This window comes from Streptomyces sp. NPDC050416, from assembly GCF_044458845.1.
In the GTDB taxonomy this organism is placed as follows: domain Bacteria; phylum Actinomycetota; class Actinomycetes; order Streptomycetales; family Streptomycetaceae; genus Streptomyces.
Map to the genome: position 1 here is coordinate 225,810 of NZ_JBITII010000002.1, position 21,632 is coordinate 247,441.

Genomic DNA, 21,632 nt, shown 5'->3' on the forward strand with positions numbered 1-21,632 from the left:
ACCGGACGGAACCCTTCACTCCCTCACTAGCTGTAGCTTGCATTAATTAGCTTCTCTAACTTAGTGTGTGTATATACCAACTACTTCCGTTCGGGAAAGGGAGCACGCAATGGACCCCTTCGACGCCGGAGCGGGCGGCCTCCTGAAGCAGCCCAAGTCCGTGTGGGCGACCGCAGGGGCGGCGGTCGTCGCCTTCATGGGCATCGGACTCGTCGACCCGATCCTGCCGTCCATCGCCCAGGGTCTGCATGCCACGGCCGGCCAGGTCTCCCTGCTGTTCACCTCGTACTTCCTCATCACCGCCGTCGCGATGCTGGTGACCGGCTTCGTCTCCAGCCGGATCGGCGGCCGGAAGACACTGCTGCTCGGCCTGGCGTTCGTGGTCGTCTTCGCCGGACTCGCGGGCACGTCCGGCTCGGTCGGTGAACTGGTCGGATTCCGGGCGGGCTGGGGACTGGGCAACGCGCTCTTCGTCTCCACCGCCCTCGCGGTCATCGTCGGCGCGGCGGCCGGCGGAAGCGCGGCGGCGATCCTGCTGTACGAGTCGGCCCTCGGCCTCGGCATGGCGTGCGGTCCGCTGCTGGGCGCCCTGCTCGGCGACGCCAGCTGGCGCTACCCGTTCTTCGGGACGGCGTTCCTGATGGCGGTCGGCTTCCTGTGCATCGCGGTGTTCCTGAAGGAGCAGCCGAAGCCGGCCCGCAAGACCTCGCTCCTGGACCCGGTCAAGGCCCTCGGTCACGGCGGCCTCGCCTCGGCGGCGGTCTCGGCGTTCTTCTACAACTACACGTTCTTCACCGTGCTGGCCTTCACGCCGTTCGTGCTGAACATGAGCCCGTACCGGTCGGGGGCGGTGTTCTTCGCCTGGGGTGTGCTGCTCGCCGTCTTCTCAGTGATCGTGGCGCCCCGGCTCCAGAAGCGGTTCGGCTCGCTGAAGGTGCTCGGCGGTTCGCTGATACTGCTCGCGGCCGACGTGCTCGTGCTCGGCTACGGCTCCCACACCACGGCCGTCGTCTGCACGATCCTGTCCGGCGCCTTCATCGGCGTGAACAACACCGTCTACACCGAGCTGGCCCTCGGCGTCTCCGACGCGCCCCGGCCGGTGGCGAGCGCGGGCTACAACTTCGTGCGCTGGTTCGCGGCGGCGGCCGCCCCCTACTTCGCACCGAAGATCGAGGAGTGGACCGACCTCCACATCCCGTTCGTCGTGGCGGCGGTCACCGCGGTCGTGAGCGCACTCGTGGTCGTCGTACGGCGGAAGGCCCTCACCCACGAAGCCGAGGAGCTGGAGCCGCAGCACGCGACCGAGGACGGTGTCGCCGTCTTCGCCAACTGACGCTTCACAGCCAAGGGTTGGTGAGCTTCCTCACTCCAGTGTGACGGACTTCCGGGACGGATCCCGGAGGTCCGTCCCCTGGTTCAGCCACCTCTCCTGGAGGGCCTGCGCGCCGTGCACGCGCTTCCAGGCGGCCTCGTTCGGGGTCATCGGCAGCAACGGCAGGAACCGCACGGGGTCGAGGGGCTCGTCGAGCTCCAGGTCCTCGACCAGGCCGCCCGGCTCGGCGACCAGGACCGAGGTGAAGGGGGCGCCGGGCCACAGCGGCTCGCCGACGTCGAGCGAGGCTCCCGGGGCCACGACCAGGCCCTCCACCTGCGGAGACGCGGCGAGTACGGCGAGCGGGCGGAGCACCTTGTCGGTGTCGGCCAGCCCGGCGCGCACCGAGAGGACCAGCTCGGCGCGCGGGCCCTTGACCGGGTCGGCGACCACCGCCGTGGGCTCGGTCATGGGGTGCGCGGACATGCCGAGCGTGGCGTAGCGGACGATCTCTCCCTCCTGGAAGCGGAGCACCTCGATGCGGTCCGTGCCCAGGAAGGTGACCGCCGCGCGCCCGTCCGGTTCGCCCAGCGCGCTGCGCAACCGGGCTTCGACCAGAGGAAGAACATGTGCCATGCGGCGAGCATAGAACTCGTCAGTAGCGGGCAAACAAGCGCCTTGACACGTCGGGCGACTGATACTCTTGCCCGGTGGTTCGGGGCAGCACGCAGAAGCGTCGCGATCAAGCCCCGACGCCGAAGGAACTCCCTTACGAGGGACCGGCCGGAGGAGGTGGGACTGCAATGGACCGAAGTCGACCGTGCAGTAGCACCACGCTCTTCCCGCCGCTGACGTAGCTGTTCTGGCTCTGGCTGGTCGCCACCTCTCGCACTCGCTTCACGCGGAAGAGCGCTTCGTTTCGCTTTGCCTGATCTGCCTCAGTAGCTGAATCAGTAACGAGACTCGCCACCGCGACGGTGCGGTGCTCCCCGCTTTGTGGACGTGCCAAACATCAGCAGTCCCAACGTCCTCATTCCGGGTAGTTCCACCTGTCGGGTCCGGCGCCTTTTCGTTGCCTGTCGCGAAGGAGCCCGCCATGTCGATGATCCGCGACCTGCGCGCCGTCGTCCGTCCGTCCCGCGTGTCGCTGCGCAAGGAGGGCGGGACGTACGACACCACCCGCAGCCCCGCGACGTCCTCCGCCGTCGTCGACTGCGCCGTCTACCGGGACGGCCGCCGCATCGAGACCGAGACCCCGCTGACCCCGCACGAGGCGGTGCGCCTGGCGCGCCGCGACGGCGGCTTCGTGTGGATCGGCCTGCACGAGCCGACCGAGGCCGAATTCTCCGGCATCGCCAGTGAGTTCGGGCTGCACCCGCTGGCCGTGGAGGACGCCGTCCAGGCCCACCAGCGGCCCAAGCTGGAGCGCTACGACGACTCCCTCTTCACGGTCTTCAAGACCATCCACTACGTGGAGCACGACCAGCTCGACGCCAACAGCGAGGTCGTCGAGACCGGCGAGGTCATGTGCTTCACCGGACGGGACTTCTTCATCACCGTCCGGCACGGCGGACAGGGCTCCCTGCGGGCCCTCAGGCACCGGCTCCAGGACGACCCCGAGCTGCTGGCCAAGGGCCCCTCGGCGGTGCTGCACGCCATCGCCGACCATGTCGTCGACGGTTACATCGCGGTCGCCGACGCCGTGCAGGACGACATCGACGAGGTCGAGACCGAGGTGTTCTCCCCGGGGCGCAAGGGCTCGCCGCGCGGCTCGGACGCCGGCCGGATCTACCAACTCAAGCGTGAGGTGCTGGAGTTCAAGCGGGCCGTGTCGCCGCTGCTGCGGCCCATGCAGCTGCTGAGCGAGCGGCCGATGCGGCTGATCGACCCGGACATCCAGAAGTACTTCCGGGACGTGGCCGACCACCTGGCCCGCGTGCAGGAGCAGGTCCTCGGCTTCGACGAGCTGCTCAACTCCATCCTCCAGGCCAACCTCGCGCAGGCGTCCGTGGCGCAGAACGAGGACATGCGCAAGATCACCTCGTGGGCCGCGATCATCGCCGTGCCGACGATGGTGTGCGGGGTGTACGGCATGAACTTCGACCACATGCCGGAGCTGCACTGGCGGTACGGCTACCCGGTGATCATGGGCATCACGGTGGTCATCTGTCTGGGCATCCACCGCACGCTGAAGCGGAACGGCTGGCTGTGAACAGCGTGGATAGGCTGGGGGCCATGACAAGCGAGCTGCTCGGCCAGGCCCTCGTCGAGGAGGCCACGAAGAAGTCCGGCCTCGTCTGGGTCCAGGGCCCGGACGGCCCGGCGCGTGCGCTGTGGCACGTGTGGCACGAGGGCGCCGCGTGCCTGGTCGGCGACGGACCCGGCGAGCAGCCGCTGCCGGGTCTGGCCGACGGGGCCGAGGCTCAGGTGACGGTCCGCAGCAAGGACAAGGGGGGCCGGCTGGTCTCCTGGACGGCCCGGGTCACCCAGCTCGCGCCGGGCTCCGAGGCGTGGGACGCGGCGGTCGCCGAGCTCAAGGGCAAACGGCTGAACGCGCCCGACGGCGAGGCCACGACCGAGCGCTGGGCCCGCGAGTGCCGGGTGCTGCGCCTGGAGCCGACCGGGACGAGGGCACCGCTGCCCGACGACTCCCTGTCCGAGCCGCCGCTGCCGACCCCGGCGACCACCCGCCGGCCGATTCCGGCGGGTCTGCCCCGCCTGCTGCTGAAGAAGCGCAAACGCAAGTGATGGCCTACGACGCCGGCAGCTGCCTGCCGTAGTCCACCGTCTCGTTCTTCTCCGGCTCCCTCAGGGAGAAGTCCTGCCCCCATGCGGAGAACGTGAGGGTACCCGCCCCACCGGCCCGCTCCAGGCGCAGCGGATACGGCTTGCCCTCCAGGGACACCTCCAGGGTGCCGCCGGAGCCCTTGTCGCCCGAGATGCGGATGGTGTGGATGCCCGCCTGCTCGTCGTGGCCCTCGGTCGCGAGCTTGCCGTGCAGGGTCAGCAGACCGTCGAGGAGGACACCCTTGTCCGTGAAACCGCTGAACTTCTTGTACGAAGGGTCGCCCTGCGGCACCTTCACGAACTTGCCGCCGAGCTTGGCGGCCGCGGCGGCGTCCGCCTTGCCCTCCCCGCCCTGGCCCGCGCCATGACTCCAGAACTCCGCGTCGGCCATGACGAAGAGCTGCTCGCCGACGCGCAGCAGCCGGAAGGTCGTCCCCTTGGTGGTGACCGACCCCTCGCCGCCGTCGGTCTTCAGCCGCATGTCGAGCGCGTACGTGCGTCCGCCGCTGACGACGTTCCCGTGCACCCGGACCGCCCCTGCGGACTCGGCGGCCGTGCGGGTCTTGGCCTGGATCTTCTCGGCGGGCAGTCTGCCGACCCCGTTGGTGCCCTCGTTCGGATCCTCCTCCGCGCAGCCCGTGAGCACCGGTCCGGTCACGGCCAGTACGCACATCACGCTCGCGAGTGCGGCACGGTGGTTGCGGCCCTGGCGAATCGGAGTCACAGGTGGGGCTGCCTCTCTGACGGGAGACCTGAACGGCGTACCGCAGGGTACCGGGGACGTGCGGGCAGGTCGGAGCCAGTCCGTCCGGTGGGCCCGCCGACGCGTCCCCGATCAGGACGGGCTAGCCTGAAGCCCACCCGAGCGGGCAATTCGGAAAAGACAGGCACACAGACAGGCACACAGTCAGGCAGCACGGAACACCCCGCACGAAAAGGAGCCGCGGCCATGGCAGCGGGCGCCCCCCGGATCTTCGTATCGCACCTCTCCGGTGTCGCCGTCTTCGACCCCGCCGGCGACCAGGTGGGGCGTGTCCGCGATCTGGTCGTCATGCTGCGGATGGCACAGCGACCGCCGAGGCTGCTCGGCCTCGTCGTCGAACTCGCCACGCGCCGCCGCATCTTCCTGCCGATGACCCGGGTCACCGCCATCCAGTCCGGCCAGGTCATCACCACCGGTGTCCTCAACGTCCGGCGTTTCGAGCAGCGGCCCACCGAGCGGCTGGTCTTCGGCGAACTGCTGGACCGGCGCGTCACGCTCACCGAGACCGGCGAGGAGGTCACCGTCCTCGATCTGTCGGTGCATCAGCTGCCGGCCCGCCGGGAGTGGGAGATCGACCGGGTCTTCGTCCGCAAGGGCCGCAAGGGCAGTGCCTTCCGGCGCGCCAAGGGCGAGGCGCTGACCGTCGAGTGGACCGCCGTCACCGGCTTCTCGCTGGAGGAGCAGGGGCAGGGCGCCGAGAACCTGCTCGCCACGTTCGAGCAGCTGCGCCCCGCCGACCTGGCCAACGTCCTGCACCACCTCTCCCCCAAGCGCCGGGCCGAGGTCGCCGCCGCCCTCGACGACGACCGGCTGGCCGACGTGCTGGAGGAGCTCCCGGAGGACGACCAGATCGAGATCCTCGGCAAGCTGAAGGAGGAGCGCGCCGCCGACGTCCTGGAGGCCATGGACCCCGACGACGCGGCCGACCTGCTGGGCGAGCTGCCGACGGACGAGCAGGAGCGGCTGCTGAGCCTGATGCAGCCCGGCGACGCGGCCGACATGCGGCGCCTGATGTCGTACGAGGACCGCACGGCGGGCGGTCTGATGACCACCGAGCCGATCGTGCTGCGCCCGGACGCCACCGTCGCCGACGCCCTCGCCCGCGTCCGCAACCCCGACCTCTCCCCCGCCCTGGCCGCCCAGGTCTACGTCTGCCGGCCACCGGACGAGACGCCGACCGGCAAGTACCTCGGCACGGTCCATTTCCAGCGCCTGCTGCGCGAGCCACCGCCCTCCCTGGTCAGTTCGATCGTGGACAGCGACCTGCAGCCACTCGACCCCGACGCGGACCTGCACGCCATCGCCGGGTTCTTCGCCACGTACGACATGGTCGCGGCGCCCGTGGTCGACGAGGCAGGCTCGCTGCTGGGCGCGGTGACCGTGGACGACGTACTCGACCACATGCTCCCGGAGGACTGGCGGGAGACGGAGTTCCACCTGGACGAGGAGGAGGTGGCGACCGATGGTTCCTGAGCGCGAGACCCTGCGCGAGCGCACGCCGTCCGGCTCCACGGCCGCGGGCCGGCCGCGCACCCCCCGCCTCGACCAGCCGGGCGTGCCCAAGCGCCGTATCCTGCCCGAGTACGACCCGGAGGCCTTCGGGCGGCTGTCGGAACGCATCGCGCGCTTCCTCGGCACCGGACGGTTCCTGGTCTGGATGACGGCCGTCATCATCCTGTGGGTCGCCTGGAACAGCCTCGCCCCGCGCGACCTGCGCTTCGACGAGTACCCGTTCATCTTCCTGACCCTGATGCTGTCGCTCCAGGCCTCCTACGCCGCCCCGCTGATCCTGCTCGCGCAGAACCGGCAGGACGACCGCGACCGGGTCAATCTGGAGCAGGACCGCAAGCAGAACGAGCGGTCGATCGCGGACACCGAGTACCTGACCCGCGAGGTCGCGGCCCTGCGCATCGGCCTGGGCGAGGTCGCCACCCGCGACTGGATCCGCTCGGAACTCCAGGACGTGGTCAAGGAACTGGAGGAGCGGCACAACGGCCACCGTCACGACCCGGTCGTATTCCCGGCGGAACGGTCACGGGGACGTGACGCAGACGACCGCTGAGACGCTTTCCTACGCACCGGTACAGCGCCGTACCATCGTCCTTATGGCTACGGAAGACGCGGTGCGCGAGGCACTGGCGACGGTGAACGACCCCGAGATCCACAAGCCCATCACCGAACTCGGGATGGTCAAATCCGTGGAGATCGGTGCGGACGGGGCGGTCGCGGTCACCGTGTACCTGACGGTCTCGGGCTGCCCGATGCGGGACACGATCACGCAGCGCGTGACCGAGGCGGTGTCCCGGGTCGAGGGCGTCACCCGCGTCGACGTCACGCTCGACGTGATGAGCGACGAGCAGCGCCGCGAGCTGGCGTCCGCCCTGCGCGGGGGCCAGACCGAGCGCGAGGTGCCCTTCGCCAAGCCGGGCAGCCTGACCCGCGTCTACGCGGTCGCCTCCGGCAAGGGCGGCGTGGGCAAGTCCTCGGTGACGGTGAACCTGGCGGCGGCGATGGCGGCCGACGGCCTCAAGGTCGGTGTCGTCGACGCCGACATCTACGGCCACAGCGTGCCGCGCATGCTGGGTGCCGACGGCCGTCCCACCCAGGTCGAGAACATGATCATGCCGCCGTCGGCGAACGGTGTGAAGGTCATCTCCATCGGCATGTTCACCCCCGGCAACGCCCCGGTCGTCTGGCGCGGCCCGATGCTCCACCGCGCCCTCCAGCAGTTCCTGGCCGACGTGTACTGGGGCGACCTGGACGTCCTCCTGCTGGACCTGCCGCCCGGCACCGGCGACATCGCGATCTCCGTCGCGCAGCTGGTCCCGAACGCCGAGATCCTGGTCGTGACCACCCCGCAGCAGGCGGCTGCCGAGGTCGCCGAGCGCGCGGGCTCCATCGCCGTCCAGACCCACCAGAAGATCGTCGGCGTGGTCGAGAACATGTCCGGCCTGCCCTGCCCGCACTGCGGCGAGATGGTCGACGTCTTCGGCACGGGCGGCGGCCAGGTCGTCGCCGACGGCCTGACCCGCACGACCGGCACGAACGTCCCGGTCCTCGGCAACATCCCCATCGACGTCCGCCTGCGCGAGGGCGGCGACGAGGGCAAGCCGGTGGTCCTGACGGACCCGGACTCCCCGGCGGGCTCGGCCCTGCGGGCGATCGCCGGAAAACTGGGAGGCCGGCAGCGGGGCCTGTCGGGCCTGTCCCTGGGGATCACTCCGAGGAACAAGTTCTAGACCGACTCTTCTGGGGGTGCGGGGAACTGCGCGACCAGCCACATCGCACCCGCAACCGCCCCTGAAAGCTGTACGTCCACGGCGAAGGGGCGCCGCGATCCCACGGCGCCCCACACTCACGTCAGGCGTACGCGGCGATGTCCTTGACCACGGCGAAGCCGAGCCCGTACGCGCTCATGCCCCTGCCGTACGCCCCGACATGAACCCCGGCCGTGGTGGAACCGGCGAGCACCCACCCGAACTCGGACTCCCGGTAGTGGAACGCCGTCGGCACACCGTCCACCGGCAGCGACAACGTCGACCAGTCGGCCCCGTCCAGGTCATCCGCCAGCACCCACGCCGTCTCCGTCTGCTGCTCCAGCCAGTCGTCCCGCAGGGAGTGGTCCATCTGCCCGGGCCAGGTGAAGGACAGCAGCCCCACACCCGCGAGCCACGCCGCCGAGGACACCGACGTCGCCTCCAGCAGCCCCGTGCCGTCCGCACTGCGCCGTGAGGGACTCGCCGCCACGGTCACCACGACCGCGAACTTCTCCTTGGCCTCCTGATCACCCCCGGCGACATGCTCGTTGCGCACCGTGGGCTCGTCACCGTGCCCGATCGACCCGTGTTCCACGGCTCCGTCGGCCGCCGTACCGACCTGCATCAGCCAGCGCGGCCCCGTGAACGCCTCGTCGAGGCCGTACCACGGGAAGGGCGCGCGCAGGTAGCCGTCGACCGTGCGCCGGGCGGAGGGGCCCTGTTGTCCGCCCTCCGCGGCCGGCGCCTGTGCGACTGCCCGACTCGTCGTCTCCATATGCCCGGACGCCTCCTCGCTCTCGTCGGGCCGGAACGGCCCGCCCCCCTTCGGGCGGCGTTGCTGGTCCAGTACGGCCCGCCCATCAACTCGGCAGCATAGCCACACCGCTGCGAGCAGCAGGGAAACCGCCCGGCGCGTGGGCCGCACGGGCGCCTGCTTCAGGCCGTACACAGCCCGACCGGAGTATGAAACGCGTCACGCGCGCCTGGGGGCGTACGCCCTGGCGTACGCCCCGGTGTGTCGCTCAGGTGGCGTCCGCGTCGAAGGGCGGCCGGTCGTCCCGGTCCGGGGTCTCGGGCTGCTTCGTCATGTCGATACGGCCGCCGGACGAGCCGGAGGACGACGAGTCGGAGTCCCGGCTGTGGACGGCGTCGGTGACCTCGGCCATCTCCTTCTTCAGGTCGAAGCCGTTGCGGATCTCCTTGAGCCCCAGGTCCTCGTTGTCCAGCTGCTTGCGGATGAACGTCTTGGGGTTGAGATCCTCGAACTCGAAGTCCTTGAACTCCGGGCCCAGCTCCTCCCGGATGTCGTTCTTGGCGCTCTCCGAGAACTCACGGATCTTCCGGATCGTGCGCGTCACGTCCTGGATGACCTTCGGGAGCTTGTCCGGACCGAAGACGAGCACGGCGAGGACGATGAGCGTCACCAGCTCGAGTGGTCCTATGTCATTGAACACCTGAAGCTCCTAGCGATGTCCTCGGTCCTCGGCCCTCGGTGGTCATGGGGGTCTTGCCGTGGTCCGGGCCGGATCCACGGTACCCGGCGATCCTGTCCGACCGGTACCGTCCCGAGACCTCCGAGTGGGGCAGGTGGGAGCGCTTTCCCCAATGTTTGCCTTCTTCGTCCCTGTATGTGCCGGACATCATGACTCAGCTGCCGCCGGAGGACCCGAGGACGAGCGACACCGTCCGCTCCTTGCCGGCGCGCTCCACGGTCAGCTCCAGCCGGTCGCCGGGGCGGCGGGCACGGGTCTTGACGATCAGTTCCTCGCCGGAGTGGACGCGCCGGCCGTCGACCTGAGTGATGACGTCGCCCGCCTTGATGCCGGCCTTGGCGCCCGGACCGCCCGTGGTCACCGGCGGTCCGCCCGCACTGCCCTCGGCGGCGACGCGGGCACCGTCGCCCGTGTAGTCCATGTCGAGGGTGATGCCGATGACCGGGTGGGTCGCCTTCCCGGTGTTGATCAGTTCCTCGGCGACGCGCTTGCCCTGGTTGATGGGTATGGCGAAGCCGAGGCCTATCGAGCCGGCCTGGCCGCCGTCCAGCTCGGAGCCGCTGTCCGCCGACCGGATGGCCGAGTTGATGCCGATGACCCGGGCCTTGGCGTCGAGCAGGGGCCCGCCGGAGTTGCCGGGATTGATGGGGGCGTCGGTCTGGAGCGCGTCGACGTACGACACGTCGCTGCCGTCGCCCTTCTCGCCGCCCGCCGTGATGGGCCGCTGCTTGGCGCTGATGATGCCGGAGGTGACGGTGCCGGCCAGGTCGAAGGGCGCTCCGATGGCCACGACCGGGTCGCCGACCTGCACGTTGTCCGAGTTGCCGAGGGCCAGCGGGGTGAGTCCGCGCACGCCCTTCACCTTTACGACGGCGAGGTCGTAGCCGCTGTCCCGGCCGACGAGTTCGGCCTCGGCGGTCTCCCCGCCGTTGAAGGTCACCGTGATCTTGCCGGTGGACCCGGCGGCCCGCACGACGTGGTTGTTGGTGAGGATGTGCCCTCGAGTGTCGAGCACGAAGCCGGTGCCCGTGCCCTGTTCGCCGGAGCCGCTCACATGCAGCGTGACGACGCTGGGCAGGGCCCGCCCGGCGATCCCGGCCACACTGTCCGCGTCCCGCCCGGCGGGCTCCTTCCCGGCCTGCGGCAGTTCGACGGTCCCGATGCCGCCGTTGCGCTCCAGATACGTCCCCATGCCGCCGCCGATGCCTCCGGACACGAGCGCGAGCAGCATGGCACCGGCGAGCAGCGCCTTCCTGCCCCGTCGGCGCCGCTGTTGGGTGCTGAGTACTCCGGCCCCGTTCTGCTGGAGAGGGCCGTGGCTGCCCGGGGCCGCGGGGGCGGCCCAGGGGTCGTAGCGCTGCCAGGGGTCGGGGGCGGGCGCCGGGGGCTGGGCATCGGCGTAGACGGCCGCAGCGGGTACCTGCACGGGGGTACTGGGGGGCGGCAGGGGCGCGGCAGTCGCGGGGATGCCGGGAGGCGCCACCGTTGCCCCCTGCGGCGGCGCGACGGGCGTGCCGGGCAAGGCCGGCTGGTCCGCCGTCACCACACCGCGCGCCGGAGTCGCCGCCGGATGCTGCACGGGCGGCGCGGGCGCCCAGGGCCCGGGTTCACCGTAGGGCGGCGTGCTGTACGGGTCGGGATCATGCAGGGGCTTGGACCGGCCATCGACGGGGTCGGCGGAGGCGGCATCCGCGACCTCCACAGCGCCCATGGTCTCCACGGCGCTCCCGCCGGGCCCACCCGGGGCCGGCCCGGCGGAGAGGACGTCCCCGGCCTCCACAGCACTCCAGGTCTCCACCGCGCTCGCGGCAGATCCACCCGGGGCCGGCCCGGCGGAGACGGCGTCCCCGGCCTCCACATCACTCCGGGTCTCCACCGCGCTACCGGCCTCCGCCACGCTCCCGGCAGATCCACCCGGGGCCGGCCCGGCGGCGGGAGCACTCGCGGTCTGCGCCGCACTCCCGGCGGGCCTGCCCCGGGCCGGCACGGCGGAGACGGCGTCCCCGGCCTCCACCGCGCCCCCGGCCGGTCCTCCCTGGGCCGGTACGGCGGACGTGGCGGGAACGCCCTCCTCGGCGCCCCCGGCGGGCAGGGCAGGCTCGCCGTCGGCCGGCGGCTGTTCGGGGCGCCTCAACTCGTAGTCGCCGTCGGCCTCGGCCTGCCGTACGGCAGGCCGCGCCAGCTCGAAGTCGCCGTCGGTGTCGACCGTGTCCGCCGGCGCCTGACCCGTACTCTCCGGCTCCCCCGAAAGGCCCTGCGGCCGAGGACGGCTCCACCACTTGGCCTTCGTGGGCTTCCCCTCGTTCATGCTCTCCCCACAGCCGCGGCACGGCTCGACGGCGGTAGCCGCAGTTCGTCGAATCGGCGCCACGGCCACGCCTCGGCCGCGGGCGCCACCCCCGGATTCAATCAGGTTCGCTCGCCGCCGCGCAGCGGCCGGTCAGCGGGCCGTACGGGAGGAGGCCGGAGAAGAGGGGGACGAGGTCGTGTCCGGGAGGGGCACGGCGAGCAGGGGCGCCGCGATCTCGGGGACCGTCGACCATGAGGTCAGGGCGGCCGGCGGGGCCGCCTCGAGCGGACGTATCAGCGGGGACACGACGGCGGCACCGGCCATGACCGGGGCGGCCAGCGCGTGTACGGCGTGCTGCCCCGCGGCGGAGTGCGGCACACCCGGCAGCAGCGGTGCGGAGACCTCGGTCGGGGCGGCCGGGGCGCGGCCGAGCACACTCTGGCCGTGCATCTGCCCGAGCAGCGGCCCCGTACTGCGGCGTCGCTGGTTCTCGGGTTGTGCCGCGGCGCCCGTGCCCTGCGTGCGCATCGGGGTCACGTTGCTTCCCGCGCCGGCGCCGCCGCGGGCCTCCGTGTCCGTCGGGGTGCCGGCCGTGACACCGCCCAGTGCGATCGCGGCCAGGGACACGGCTCCGGCGGCCGCGAAGGCGAACCGCAGCCGCGAGGAGGATCTGTCGGGCTCGTGCCGCCCGACGTCGTGGATCCGGAAGCCCCGGCTGCCCGTGGGAAGGCCGCGGTCGTCGGACGGCAGGCCCCGCCCGCCCGAGCGGAGGCTCTGGTTCCCGGCGGAGGGCGGGAGCACGGGGGCGTGCTGCCGGGCCGGGACGTATCCGAACTCGAACCGGTCGCCGCGCTTCGCTCCGAAGGCTCCGGGCGATCCGAACCGTCCGGACAGTCCGCCGGGCAGCCCTGCCCCGCCCGGCGGCATGGCATCACCGTCCGGGCCGCCGCCCGCGGGTAGTCCCTGCAGGCGGGCCAGGAAACTCTCGGAAGGGGGCGGCGGGGCCGCCTCCGCGAAGACGTTCTTCAGCCGGCGCTGGGCGTCCACCTCCGCCTTGCACTTCGGGCAGGTGGCCACATGCGCCAGTACGCGCTCGCGCGCGTCATGACCGAGCTCTCCGTCGACCAGGGCGGAGAGTCGGTCTCCAAGGTGCTGCTCTGCGAGGTGACCCTCGGAAGCTTTCGGCCGTGATCCGCTCACGCGCTCGCGCCCCCTCCTCCCAGGGCGGGTACACGCGGCATGAAGGAGCGGCGCTCGGCGCGCGCCTCCGGAGAGCGGTGCGCGAGGGCCTTGCGCAGCTGCGAGCGGCCCCGGTGGATCCGCGACCGGACCGTGCCGAGCTTGACGCCGAGGGTCGCGGCGATCTCCTCGTACGACAGTCCTTCGATGTCGCACAGGACGACCGCGGCGCGGAACTCGGGGGCGAGGGTGTCGAGGGCCTGCTGGACGTCCGCGTCGAAGTGCGCGTCGTTGAAGACCTGCTGGGGCGAGGGCTCCTTGCTGGGCAGCCGCTCGGCCGCGTCCTCGCCGAGCGCGTCGAAGCGGATGCGCTGCTTGCGGCGGACCATGTCCAGGAACAGGTTCGTGGTGATGCGGTGCAGCCAGCCCTCGAAGGTGCCCGGCGTGTATGTCGACAGGGAACGGAAGACACGGACGAAGACCTCCTGCGTGAGGTCCTCGGCGTCGTGCTGGTTGCCGGTCAGGCGGTAGGCGAGCCGGTAGACCCGGCCGCTGTGCGTGCTGACGATCTCCTCCCACGTGGGCGGAGTCCACGCCTGCCCGTCCGCGTCGGTGGTGAAGGTCGCGGTCTGGGCGAAGTCAGCGGCGTGGCTGTGGTCAGCAGTGTCGTTCACGGATGTCGGCCTGCCTGGTGTGAAGAAGCGCCGGAGCACTCCTCCCTTGTCCACAGGCGCAGCCGCACCTCCCCTGTCAGCTCTGGTGGTGTCCAGTGGAGCCCCTACCATAGCCACCTCGCCCGTTAGGACCGGATAAGCGGTTTTACGAGAATTTGATCTGGGCTGATACGCCTCGTACTGCTGCGTCGCCCCTTGCTCGGCGCCTCGATCCACTGCCTGCCCCCCGTCACGACCCGCGCCACGCGCTTCCCCCTTTAAACGACCGGTCCCATCTGCGGGTTCCCGGGCCCAACGGATACAGTCACGCCCAGGCATTCACGGGGACAGGAGAGGGTCATTACCGGCAACCGGCAGACGAGCTGGGCGTTCGCCGACGCCTATGTCGCCGAGGACGACGCGCTGCGCTGGGCCCGCGACCGGGCCCGTGAGGCGGGTCTGCGCTCGGTGTCGCCCGGCACGGGCGCCGCGCTGCGGTTGCTGGCCGCCTCCGTCGACGCCAAGGCGGTCGCGGAGATCGGGACCGGCTGCGGCGTCTCCGGGATCCACCTCCTGCACGGTATGCGCCCGGACGGTGTTCTGACCACCGTGGATTCCGAGCCGGAGCACCAGCAGTTCGCCCGCCAGGCCTTCCGCGCCTCCGGCTTCGCCAGCAACCGGGCCCGCTTCATCCCGGGCCGCGCCCTGGACGTGCTGCCCCGCCTCGCGGACGCCGGCTACGACCTCGTCTTCTGCGACGGCGATCGCCTGGAGGTCATGGACTACCTCGCTGAATCGTTGCGGCTGCTGCGCACCGGCGGACTGGTCGTCTTCGAGGGCGCCTTCGCGAACGGCCGGACGGTGGACTCCGGTCCGCAGCCCACCGAGGTGCTGCGGCTGCGGGAACTGCTGCGCGCGGTGCGCGAGAGCCAGGAGCTGGTGCCGTCCCTGCTGCCGGTGGGCGACGGGCTGCTGTGCGCGGTGAAACGGTAGCCGGGCAGCACGTTAGCCGGGCAGAACCCGGGGCAGGCGCAAGACGCGGTTGAGAAAAGAGCCGCCCCGGCACCTCATGTGATGCCGGGGCAGCTGAAAGGGTATGGTCGCTTGCGCGTCAGCCGACGACCTTCTTGAGGGCGTCGCCCAGGGCGTCGGCCTCGTCCGGGGTCAGCTCGACGACGAGCCGACCGCCGCCTTCGAGCGGAACGCGCATGACGATGCCCCGCCCCTCCTTGGTCACCTCGAGCGGGCCGTCACCCGTCCGCGGCTTCATGGCCGCCATGCTCGTTCCCCTTCCTGAAACCCAGCTCATCGTCAAGGCCGACGGACCCCTGAAGAAGGGCACAGTGCGGTCCTTGAGGCAGGACACGCGACACCGGCATCGAACACATTGCTTCCAAGCCATTATCCCGCATCTCAGGACCCGATGACCAACATCAGTCGGCATCGCTTGGGCAACGCACGCGAGCAAAACCACTCAATTCGGCGATGTGACTGCGATACTCCGCCACCGCACACACATCCGCCGAACGAAAACAGGCGAGAATTCTTTGACGCAGGTCACACGTCCGGTCCGGTCGGCCCCCGGCGATCTCCGTCATGCTGTCCTCAGACCAGGGACGTACCGACCGGTACGTCCCCGAGCAGCGACACGGAGGGGATACTCCATGGCCGACACCGTGCTCTACGAGGTGAGCGACGGACTCGCGACGATCACGCTGAACCGCCCGGAGGCGATGAACGCGCTGAACGTGGCGGCCAAGGTCGCCCTGCGGGACGCGGTCAGCTCCGCGGCGGACGACACCGCCGTACGGGCGGTGCTGCTGACGGCCGCCGGTGACCGGGCGTTCTGCGTCGGGCAGGACCTCAAAGAGCACATCGGCCTGCTGGCCGAGGACCGGGAGACCGGTTCGGGGCAGACCATGAGCACGGTGCGGGAACACTACAACCCGATCGTGCGGGCGCTGGCCGAGGCCGCGAAGCCGGTCGTCGCCGCCGTGAACGGGGTGGCGGCCGGGGCGGGCTTCGGCTTCGCGCTCGCGGCGGACTACCGGATGGTGGCGGACACGGCCGCGTTCAACACCTCGTTCGCCGGGGTGGCGCTGACCGCCGACTCGGGCATCTCGTGGACGCTGCCGCGGGTGATCGGCCCCGGGCGGGCGGCTGACCTGCTGCTCTTCCCCAGGAGCATCAGCGCGCAGGAGGCCTACGAGCTCGGCATCGCCAACCGGCTGGTGCCGGCCGGGGAGCTGCGCGCGGAGGCCGAGAAGGTGGCGCGGGCCCTGGCCGAGGGGCCGACGGTGGCGTACGCGGCGCTGAAGGAGTCGATGGCCTACGGCCTGACGCACTCCCTGGCGGAGACGCTGGAGAAGGAGGACGAGCTCCAGACCCGGGCCGGCTCCTCCGAGGACCACGCGATCGCGGTGCAGGCCTTCGTCAACAAGGAGAAGCCCCGGTATCTGGGCCGCTGACCGGCCCGCCGATCGGACCGCCGGCCCGCTGCGGCGGCGTCAGGCGCGACGCGCGACGCAGGCCTGGAGGTGGTCGTCGACCAGTCCGCAGGCCTGCATCAGCGCGTACGCCGTCGTTGGGCCGACGAAGCGCAGGCCCCGCTTCTTCAGCGCCTTGGACAGGGCCGTCGACTCGGGGGTGACGGCCGGGACGTCGGAGAGCGCCTTCGGGACCGGGCGGGTGCCCGGCTCGGGGGCGTGCGCCCAGATCAGCTCGTCCAGTTCGCCCGGGGCCCACTCGGCCAGCACGCGCGCGTTGGCGAGCGTCGCGTCGATCTTGGCGCGGTTGCGGATGATGCCGGCGTCGGCCAGGAGGCGCTCGCGGTCCTCGTCGGTGAAGGCAGCCACCGAGGCGATCTTGAAGTCGGCGAAGGCGGCGCGGAAGCCGGGGCGGCGGCGCAGGATCGTGATCCAGGACAGGCCGGACTGGAAGGCCTCCAGGCTGAGGCGCTCGTAGAGCGCGTCGTCGCCGTGGACCGGGCGGCCCCACTCCTCGTCGTGGTACGTCACGTACTCCGGGGCGGACAGGGCCCAGGGGCAGCGCAGCGCGCCGTCCGGGCCGGCGAGGGCGGTGCCGTCGCTCATGGCCGGTCCTCCTGGCCCAGGGCCGGCTTGTCCATGGACACGTGGTTCTGCGCGGAGGTGTGGTTCTCCCCGGACACCGGGCCGTGGCCGGCGGCTGTTCTGGCGCCCGCCAGGGCCGACTCCAGGTCGGCGATGCGGGCGTCACGCTCGGCGAGCTCGGCGCCCAGGCGGCTGAGGGCGTCGTCCACGTCCGCCATGCGGTAGCCGCGGGCGGCGAGCGGGAAACGGAGGCCCTCGACGTCGGCACGGTCGACCGGGCGGTCCGGGGGCAGCGGGTCCCGCAGCCGCTCGGGGACGGCCTCGGGCAGCGGGCCGTTCTCGCCGCCGCCCACCACGGCGAGGGTCACCGCGGCGACCACGACGGCTAGCGCGACGACCAGGAACAGGAACATAACCATCGCGGAGCCCCCACGGTCGGATCTGTCGGTGTCTTCGGACACGCATGGTGTCAGGCTCCGATCGTGCCACGTGACTCTGACAGTTAGGGTCGCAGGCGGCGGAAGACGGGGACGTACCAGAAAAGGTCACAGCGGATGCTCAGGCTGGGCAGGCGGGAATTCGGGCCGCACGAGCCGGTGATCATGGCGATCGTGAACCGGACCCCGGACTCCTTCTACGACCGCGGCGCGACCTTCCGCGACGAGCCGGCCCTCGCGCGCGTGGAGCAGGCGGTCGCCGAGGGAGCCGCGATCATCGACATCGGCGGGGTGAAGGCCGGGCCGGGCGAGGAGGTCACGGCCGCGGAGGAGACCCGGCGGACGGTCGGTTTCGTCGCGGAGGTGCGGCGGCGCTTCCCGGAGGTGGTCATCAGCGTGGACACGTGGCGGGCCGAGGTCGGCGAGGCCGTGTGCGAGGCCGGGGCGGACCTGCTGAACGACGCGTGGGGCGGGGTCGATCCTGGGCTTGCCGAGGTCGCCGCGCGGTATGGGGTGGGGCTGGTGTGTACGCACGCGGGTGGTGCGCAGCCGCGGACCCGGCCGCACCGCGTGGAGTACGACGACGTCATGGCCGACATCCTGGACGTGACGGTCGGGCTGGCGGAGCGGGCGCTGGCGCTGGGCGTGCGGAGGGAGTCGATCATGATCGACCCCGGGCATGACTTCGGGAAGAACACGCGGCACAGTCTGGAGGCGACCCGGCGGCTGGGGGAGATGGTCGCCACGGGGTGGCCGGTGCTGGTGTCGTTGTCCAACAAGGACTTCGTCGGGGAGACGTTGGACCGGCCCGTGAAGGAGCGGGTGGTGGGGACGTTGGCCACGACTGCCGTTTCCGCGTGGTTGGGGGCGCGGGTGTACCGGGTGCATGAGGTTGCGGAGACGCGGCAGGTGTTGGAGATGGTGGGGGCGATAGCGGGGCGTCGGGGTCCTGCCGTTGCGCGGCGCGGGTTGGCCTAGCCGAGGTACCAGGGGGCTCTCCGCCCCCTGGACCCCCGACCTATGCCCACCCGCCACCCGAGTCTCTCGGACAAGAGGCCTGGCCCGCCCGCCCGAATCAGTCGGACGAGAAGCCCGGCTCGCCCAGCCGAAGCGGTCGGACGAGACGGCTCGCACGGTCGAAGCGGTTGGGCGGGAAGCCGGCTCGCCTCTACCTGCCCGCTTCCTTCGACACCAAGGCAACCGCCTCGTCCACGTCGTCCGTGACGTGGAACAGGAGGAGGTCCTTCTCCGCGGCCTTGCCCTGGGCGATGACCGTGTGGCGGAGCCAGTCGACCAGGCCGCCCCAGTACTCGCTGCCGAACAGGACGATGGGGAAGCGCGTGACCTTCTGGGTCTGGACGAGGGTGAGGGCCTCGAAGAGTTCGTCGAGGGTGCCCAGGCCGCCGGGCAGGACCACGAAGCCCTGGGCGTACTTGACGAACATCATCTTCCGCACGAAGAAGTAGCGGAAGTTCAGGCCGATGTCGACGTACGGGTTCAGACCCTGCTCGAACGGCAGCTCGATGCCGAGGCCGACCGAGATGCCCTTGGCCTCCAGGGCGCCCTTGTTGGCCGCCTCCATCGCGCCCGGGCCGCCGCCCGTGATGACCGCGAAGCCCGCGTCCACCAGGCCCCGGCCCAGCCGTACGCCCGCCTCGTACTCGGGCGAGTCCGCCGGGGTCCGGGCCGAGCCGAACACGCTGATCGCGGGCGGGAGTTCGGCGAGCGTGCCGAAGCCCTCGATGAACTCCGACTGGATGCGCAGCACCCGCCAGGGGTCGGTGTGCACCCAGTCGGAGGGCCCGCCCGCGTCCAGCAGCCGCTGGTCGGTGGTGCTGGCCTGTACCTGGTCCCGCCGCCGGAGGACCGGGCCCAGGCGCTTCTCCTCCGGCGGCTGCTTCTTCCCCTCGGGGTTGCCGGTCGCCATGTGCGCTCCCTCCGTCGTGCCTGTTTTTCCACCTCAGCGTAGATCTACGCGGGTTACGAACGAGGGACGTGAGCATGTCCGCGATCGAGCGCCGTAAACACGACGGCGTTCCGGCCGGTCAGGCCGTCAGCCAGGTCCGCAGGCGCTCCTCGCCCGCGAGGACCTTCGCGATCTCCACGCGCTCGTCCCGCTTGTGCGCCAAGTGGGGGTTGCCCGGGCCGTAGTTGACCGCGGGGACGCCCAGGGCCGAGAAGCGGGACACGTCCGTCCAGCCGTACTTCGGCATCGGAGTGCCGCCCACCGCCTCGATGAACGCCTTCGCCGCCGGGTGGGACAGGCCCGGCATCGCGGCCGAGCTGTGGTCGACGACCTCGAACTCGTCCACGCCGCAGTCCGCGAAGACCTCCTTGACGTGGGCCACGGCCTCCTCGGGGGTGCGGTCGGGCGCGTAGCGGAAGTTGACGGTGACCACGCACTCGTCGGGGATGACGTTGCCAGCCACTCCCCCGGTGATGCCGACCGCGTTCAGGCCCTCGCGGTACTCCAGGCCGTCGATGACCGGCCACCGCGGCTCGTAGGAGGCCAGGCGGGCCAGGATCGGGGCGGCCGCGTGGATCGCGTTGGAGCCCATCCAGCCGCGCGCCGAGTGGGCCCGCTCGCCCCTGGTCTTCAGCAGCACCCGCAGCGTGCCCTGGCAGCCGCCCTCGACCTGGCCGTCCGAGGGTTCCAGGAGGACCGCGAAGTCGCCCTGGAGCCACTCGGGGTGCGCCTCGGAGACGTGCTTGAGGCCGTTCAGCTCCGCGGCGACCTCTTCGTTGTCGTAGAAGACGAAGGTCAGGTCGCGGTTGGGGGCCGGGACCGTGGCCGCGATGCGCAGCTGGACCGCGACGCCCGACTTCATGTCGCACGTGCCGCAGCCCCACAGGACGCCGTCCTCGTCGAGCCGGGAGGGGACGTTGTCGGCGATCGGGACGGTGTCGATGTGACCGGCCAGGATCACCCGCTCCGGGCGGCCCAGGTGCGTCCGGGCCACGACGTTGTTGCCGAACCGCTCGACCGTCAGATGGGGCAGGGCGCGCAGCGCGGTCTCGATCGCGTCCGCGAGCGGCTTCTCGGTGCCGCTCTCGGAACGGAAGTCGACGAGCCGGGCGGTGAGCTCAGCGGCGTCCAGCGTGAGGTCAAGAGAGGTGTCGGCCATGCCGTCGACCCTAACGCGCCAGGCCTGGCCCCACTGTCCACACCTGGCACAAGGCACTCCGTACTCTCCAGTACCTTGTACGGCGTGCCAGAGCCGTCCTCTCCCAAGCGTCGCGGCCGCCTCTTCCGATGCGGGTCCGCGTTCGTGGTCCTGCTCGCGATCGCCGGTTACCTCGTGGTGCAGTACGTCACCGGAGGCACCGGCGGACCGGGCTGCAAAGTCGTCTCCGGAAAGGGCGACGGGGCGTCGTACGAGTTCACGCCCGAGCAGGCGGTGAACGCGGCGACGATCGCCGCCGTGGGCGACGGACGCGGCCTGCCGGAGCGGGCCGTGACCATCGCGCTGGCGACCGCCCTCCAGGAGTCGGGCCTGCGCAACATCAACCACGGCGACCGGGACTCGCTCGGTCTGTTCCAGCAGCGGCCCTCGCAGGGCTGGGGCACGCCGAAGGAGATCCTGGACCCGACGTACTCGGCCGGCGAGTTCTACGACCACCTGGTCAAGGTGCCCGGCTACACGCGGCTGCCCCTCACCGACGCCGCGCAGCGCGTGCAGCGCAGCGGCTTCCCGCAGGCGTACGCCAAACACGAGCCGGACGCGGCGCTGCTCGCAGCGGCCCTCACCGGGCACTCCGCGGCCACGCTGACCTGCGAGGGCCGCCCGGCCGCGACTCGGGCGACGGGCCCGGACGGGGTGCGTGCGGCGCTCGTGCGGGACTTCGGGCGCGATGTGCTGGAGCCGGCCGGTGCGGAGGTGGGCAGCTCGTCGGCGGCCCCGCCGACGCCGTCCCCGAGCGGTACGGGCGGGTCCGATGGACGGACCATGACGCTGCCCGTGACCGCCGGCACGGGTGCCGCCGGCGGTCAGCGCGTGGAGGAGCGCGGCTGGCAGCTGGCGCACTGGGCCGTGGCCAACGCCTCCGAGCTGCACATCGCACGCGTCACGTACGCGGGGCGGGAGTGGGTCGCCGGGAACACCGCCAGCGAGTGGCGGGATGCCGGGACGAAGGGCACGGCGGGCGCTGAGCGGGACGCGGACGCCGTCCGTATCGTGACGATGGGCTAGATCGCGCAGAGGTACGGGGCTTCACCCCTGGGGGTTACCCGTACGGCGTGGTGGCGACGGGGTGCGCGGGTTTTCGTGTGCCCGGTCCGGAAACCGCGAGAACCCTTGGGGGCAAAGGGTCGGAAGGATTCGGCGGGCTTTCCGGCGGGAGCCTCTTTGCCCGTTTTTATCCGCAGGCGATAATGCGACGCATTACCAAC

Annotated in this window: 22 protein-coding genes; 10 read left to right on the plus strand and 12 right to left on the minus strand. The window is 71.3% G+C overall.

Annotation, left to right across the window (positions count from 1 at the left end):
• Nucleotides 1-109: 109 nt before the first annotated feature.
• Complete coding sequence (locus tag ACIBL4_RS06000) at nucleotides 110-1,333, plus strand: MFS transporter (RefSeq protein ID WP_399406938.1); 1,224 nt, start codon at nucleotides 110-112, stop codon at nucleotides 1,331-1,333.
• A 30-nt stretch (nucleotides 1,334-1,363) separates the two neighbouring features.
• Here the strand turns inward: ACIBL4_RS06000 and ACIBL4_RS06005 are convergent, their stop codons facing one another.
• The gene (locus ACIBL4_RS06005; RefSeq protein WP_399406940.1) at nucleotides 1,364-1,948 is read right to left on the minus strand and encodes a suppressor of fused domain protein; all 585 of its coding nucleotides are present in this window, start codon (nucleotides 1,946-1,948) and stop codon (nucleotides 1,364-1,366) included.
• Nucleotides 1,949-2,408: 460 nt separating this feature from the next.
• Between ACIBL4_RS06005 and ACIBL4_RS06010 the strand changes: the two genes are divergently transcribed.
• Nucleotides 2,409-3,524, plus strand: a complete 1,116-nt coding sequence (locus ACIBL4_RS06010) for a magnesium and cobalt transport protein CorA (RefSeq protein ID WP_399406942.1) — start codon at nucleotides 2,409-2,411, stop codon at nucleotides 3,522-3,524.
• Nucleotides 3,525-3,547: 23 nt separating this feature from the next.
• Entirely contained in the window at nucleotides 3,548-4,060 is a 513-nt protein-coding gene (locus ACIBL4_RS06015) for a hypothetical protein (protein WP_399406944.1), read from the plus strand.
• A 4-nt stretch (nucleotides 4,061-4,064) separates the two neighbouring features.
• On the opposite strand, the gene ACIBL4_RS06020 is transcribed toward ACIBL4_RS06015, so the two are convergent.
• On the minus strand, nucleotides 4,065-4,823 hold the full coding sequence (locus ACIBL4_RS06020; protein WP_399406946.1) for a hypothetical protein: 759 nt from the start codon (nucleotides 4,821-4,823) through the stop codon (nucleotides 4,065-4,067).
• A gap of 225 nt (nucleotides 4,824-5,048) precedes the next feature.
• On the opposite strand from ACIBL4_RS06020, the gene ACIBL4_RS06025 reads away from it, so the two are divergent.
• From ACIBL4_RS06025 to ACIBL4_RS06035, 3 genes are read left to right on the plus strand one after another with little or no spacing between them, the layout of a single operon-like run.
• Nucleotides 5,049-6,335: a magnesium transporter MgtE N-terminal domain-containing protein gene (locus ACIBL4_RS06025; protein ID WP_356928437.1), complete on the plus strand. Its 1,287-nt coding sequence runs from the start codon at nucleotides 5,049-5,051 to the stop codon at nucleotides 6,333-6,335.
• On the plus strand, nucleotides 6,325-6,924 hold the full coding sequence (locus tag ACIBL4_RS06030; RefSeq protein ID WP_399406948.1) for a DUF1003 domain-containing protein: 600 nt from the start codon (nucleotides 6,325-6,327) through the stop codon (nucleotides 6,922-6,924). Before ACIBL4_RS06025 ends, ACIBL4_RS06030 begins: the two co-directional genes overlap by 11 nt.
• Nucleotides 6,925-6,967: 43 nt before the next feature.
• Nucleotides 6,968-8,101 carry an Mrp/NBP35 family ATP-binding protein gene (locus ACIBL4_RS06035; RefSeq protein ID WP_306963914.1) on the plus strand — a complete coding sequence of 378 codons (1,134 nt, stop codon included), beginning with the start codon at nucleotides 6,968-6,970 and terminating at the stop codon, nucleotides 8,099-8,101.
• Nucleotides 8,102-8,222: 121 nt separating this feature from the next.
• Here ACIBL4_RS06035 and ACIBL4_RS06040 read toward each other — a convergent pair whose 3' ends face one another.
• The 5 genes from ACIBL4_RS06040 to sigE all read right to left on the minus strand — a co-directional run bounded on the left by ACIBL4_RS06040 (nucleotide 8,223) and on the right by sigE (nucleotide 13,866).
• On the minus strand, nucleotides 8,223-8,894 hold the full coding sequence (locus ACIBL4_RS06040) for a hypothetical protein (protein WP_399406950.1): 672 nt from the start codon (nucleotides 8,892-8,894) through the stop codon (nucleotides 8,223-8,225).
• Between the two features lie 247 nt (nucleotides 8,895-9,141).
• The gene (locus ACIBL4_RS06045) at nucleotides 9,142-9,573 is read right to left on the minus strand and encodes a sec-independent translocase (RefSeq protein ID WP_399406952.1); all 432 of its coding nucleotides are present in this window, start codon (nucleotides 9,571-9,573) and stop codon (nucleotides 9,142-9,144) included.
• A gap of 193 nt (nucleotides 9,574-9,766) precedes the next feature.
• Nucleotides 9,767-11,920, minus strand: a complete 2,154-nt coding sequence (locus ACIBL4_RS06050; protein WP_399406954.1) for a trypsin-like peptidase domain-containing protein — start codon at nucleotides 11,918-11,920, stop codon at nucleotides 9,767-9,769.
• Between the two features lie 132 nt (nucleotides 11,921-12,052).
• Complete coding sequence (locus ACIBL4_RS06055) at nucleotides 12,053-13,030, minus strand: anti-sigma factor family protein (protein ID WP_399408092.1); 978 nt, start codon at nucleotides 13,028-13,030, stop codon at nucleotides 12,053-12,055.
• A 68-nt stretch (nucleotides 13,031-13,098) separates the two neighbouring features.
• On the minus strand, nucleotides 13,099-13,866 hold the full coding sequence (sigE, locus tag ACIBL4_RS06060; RefSeq protein ID WP_399406956.1) for an RNA polymerase sigma factor SigE: 768 nt from the start codon (nucleotides 13,864-13,866) through the stop codon (nucleotides 13,099-13,101).
• A gap of 162 nt (nucleotides 13,867-14,028) precedes the next feature.
• On the opposite strand from sigE, the gene ACIBL4_RS06065 reads away from it, so the two are divergent.
• Nucleotides 14,029-14,727, plus strand: a complete 699-nt coding sequence (locus ACIBL4_RS06065) for an O-methyltransferase (protein ID WP_311772210.1) — start codon at nucleotides 14,029-14,031, stop codon at nucleotides 14,725-14,727.
• Between the two features lie 118 nt (nucleotides 14,728-14,845).
• Here ACIBL4_RS06065 and ACIBL4_RS06070 read toward each other — a convergent pair whose 3' ends face one another.
• Complete coding sequence (locus ACIBL4_RS06070) at nucleotides 14,846-15,013, minus strand: DUF3117 domain-containing protein (RefSeq protein ID WP_003966491.1); 168 nt, start codon at nucleotides 15,011-15,013, stop codon at nucleotides 14,846-14,848.
• A gap of 385 nt (nucleotides 15,014-15,398) precedes the next feature.
• On the opposite strand from ACIBL4_RS06070, the gene ACIBL4_RS06075 reads away from it, so the two are divergent.
• Nucleotides 15,399-16,202, plus strand: a complete 804-nt coding sequence (locus ACIBL4_RS06075) for an enoyl-CoA hydratase/isomerase family protein (protein WP_399406958.1) — start codon at nucleotides 15,399-15,401, stop codon at nucleotides 16,200-16,202.
• Nucleotides 16,203-16,241: 39 nt separating this feature from the next.
• Here ACIBL4_RS06075 and ACIBL4_RS06080 read toward each other — a convergent pair whose 3' ends face one another.
• Together ACIBL4_RS06080 and ACIBL4_RS06085 are read right to left on the minus strand one after the other, a co-directional pair.
• Complete coding sequence (locus tag ACIBL4_RS06080; protein ID WP_399406960.1) at nucleotides 16,242-16,826, minus strand: DNA-3-methyladenine glycosylase I; 585 nt, start codon at nucleotides 16,824-16,826, stop codon at nucleotides 16,242-16,244.
• On the minus strand, nucleotides 16,823-17,224 hold the full coding sequence (locus tag ACIBL4_RS06085; protein ID WP_399406962.1) for a DivIVA domain-containing protein: 402 nt from the start codon (nucleotides 17,222-17,224) through the stop codon (nucleotides 16,823-16,825). The genes ACIBL4_RS06080 and ACIBL4_RS06085 overlap by 4 nt, the downstream gene beginning before the upstream one ends.
• A 135-nt stretch (nucleotides 17,225-17,359) precedes the next feature.
• Between ACIBL4_RS06085 and folP the strand changes: the two genes are divergently transcribed.
• Nucleotides 17,360-18,220, plus strand: coding sequence for a dihydropteroate synthase (gene folP, locus ACIBL4_RS06090; protein ID WP_399406964.1), 861 nt, complete (start codon nucleotides 17,360-17,362; stop codon nucleotides 18,218-18,220).
• A 190-nt stretch (nucleotides 18,221-18,410) separates the two neighbouring features.
• On the opposite strand, the gene ACIBL4_RS06095 is transcribed toward folP, so the two are convergent.
• Both ACIBL4_RS06095 and dapE read right to left on the minus strand, forming a co-directional pair.
• Nucleotides 18,411-19,169 carry a TIGR00730 family Rossman fold protein gene (locus ACIBL4_RS06095; RefSeq protein WP_356928448.1) on the minus strand — a complete coding sequence of 253 codons (759 nt, stop codon included), beginning with the start codon at nucleotides 19,167-19,169 and terminating at the stop codon, nucleotides 18,411-18,413.
• A 118-nt stretch (nucleotides 19,170-19,287) separates the two neighbouring features.
• Entirely contained in the window at nucleotides 19,288-20,367 is a 1,080-nt protein-coding gene (gene dapE, locus ACIBL4_RS06100) for a succinyl-diaminopimelate desuccinylase (RefSeq protein WP_399406966.1), read from the minus strand.
• 84 nt (nucleotides 20,368-20,451) lie between these two features.
• Between dapE and ACIBL4_RS06105 the strand changes: the two genes are divergently transcribed.
• The gene (locus ACIBL4_RS06105; RefSeq protein WP_399406968.1) at nucleotides 20,452-21,432 is read left to right on the plus strand and encodes a heavy metal transporter; all 981 of its coding nucleotides are present in this window, start codon (nucleotides 20,452-20,454) and stop codon (nucleotides 21,430-21,432) included.
• The last annotated feature ends 200 nt before the right edge of the window (nucleotides 21,433-21,632 follow it).

Excerpts from the sequence above, each read along its gene's own strand:
- sigE (WP_399406956.1), bottom strand. The coding sequence starts at position 13,866 with ATGGTAGGGGCTCCACTGGACACCACCAGAGCTGACAGGGGAGGTGCG.
- folP (WP_399406964.1), top strand. The coding sequence starts at position 17,360 with ATGCTCAGGCTGGGCAGGCGGGAATTCGGGCCGCACGAGCCGGTGATC.
- ACIBL4_RS06040 (WP_399406950.1), bottom strand. The coding sequence starts at position 8,894 with ATGGAGACGACGAGTCGGGCAGTCGCACAGGCGCCGGCCGCGGAGGGC.
- ACIBL4_RS06035 (WP_306963914.1), top strand. The coding sequence starts at position 6,968 with ATGGCTACGGAAGACGCGGTGCGCGAGGCACTGGCGACGGTGAACGAC.
- ACIBL4_RS06050 (WP_399406954.1), bottom strand. The coding sequence starts at position 11,920 with ATGAACGAGGGGAAGCCCACGAAGGCCAAGTGGTGGAGCCGTCCTCGG.
- ACIBL4_RS06085 (WP_399406962.1), bottom strand. The coding sequence starts at position 17,224 with ATGGTTATGTTCCTGTTCCTGGTCGTCGCGCTAGCCGTCGTGGTCGCC.
- ACIBL4_RS06025 (WP_356928437.1), top strand. The coding sequence starts at position 5,049 with ATGGCAGCGGGCGCCCCCCGGATCTTCGTATCGCACCTCTCCGGTGTC.
- ACIBL4_RS06095 (WP_356928448.1), bottom strand. The coding sequence starts at position 19,169 with ATGGCGACCGGCAACCCCGAGGGGAAGAAGCAGCCGCCGGAGGAGAAG.
- ACIBL4_RS06070 (WP_003966491.1), bottom strand. The coding sequence starts at position 15,013 with ATGGCGGCCATGAAGCCGCGGACGGGTGACGGCCCGCTCGAGGTGACC.
- ACIBL4_RS06000 (WP_399406938.1), top strand. The coding sequence starts at position 110 with ATGGACCCCTTCGACGCCGGAGCGGGCGGCCTCCTGAAGCAGCCCAAG.
- ACIBL4_RS06080 (WP_399406960.1), bottom strand. The coding sequence starts at position 16,826 with ATGAGCGACGGCACCGCCCTCGCCGGCCCGGACGGCGCGCTGCGCTGC.
- ACIBL4_RS06030 (WP_399406948.1), top strand. The coding sequence starts at position 6,325 with ATGGTTCCTGAGCGCGAGACCCTGCGCGAGCGCACGCCGTCCGGCTCC.
- dapE (WP_399406966.1), bottom strand. The coding sequence starts at position 20,367 with ATGGCCGACACCTCTCTTGACCTCACGCTGGACGCCGCTGAGCTCACC.
- ACIBL4_RS06075 (WP_399406958.1), top strand. The coding sequence starts at position 15,399 with ATGGCCGACACCGTGCTCTACGAGGTGAGCGACGGACTCGCGACGATC.
- ACIBL4_RS06010 (WP_399406942.1), top strand. The coding sequence starts at position 2,409 with ATGTCGATGATCCGCGACCTGCGCGCCGTCGTCCGTCCGTCCCGCGTG.
- ACIBL4_RS06005 (WP_399406940.1), bottom strand. The coding sequence starts at position 1,948 with ATGGCACATGTTCTTCCTCTGGTCGAAGCCCGGTTGCGCAGCGCGCTG.
- ACIBL4_RS06015 (WP_399406944.1), top strand. The coding sequence starts at position 3,548 with ATGACAAGCGAGCTGCTCGGCCAGGCCCTCGTCGAGGAGGCCACGAAG.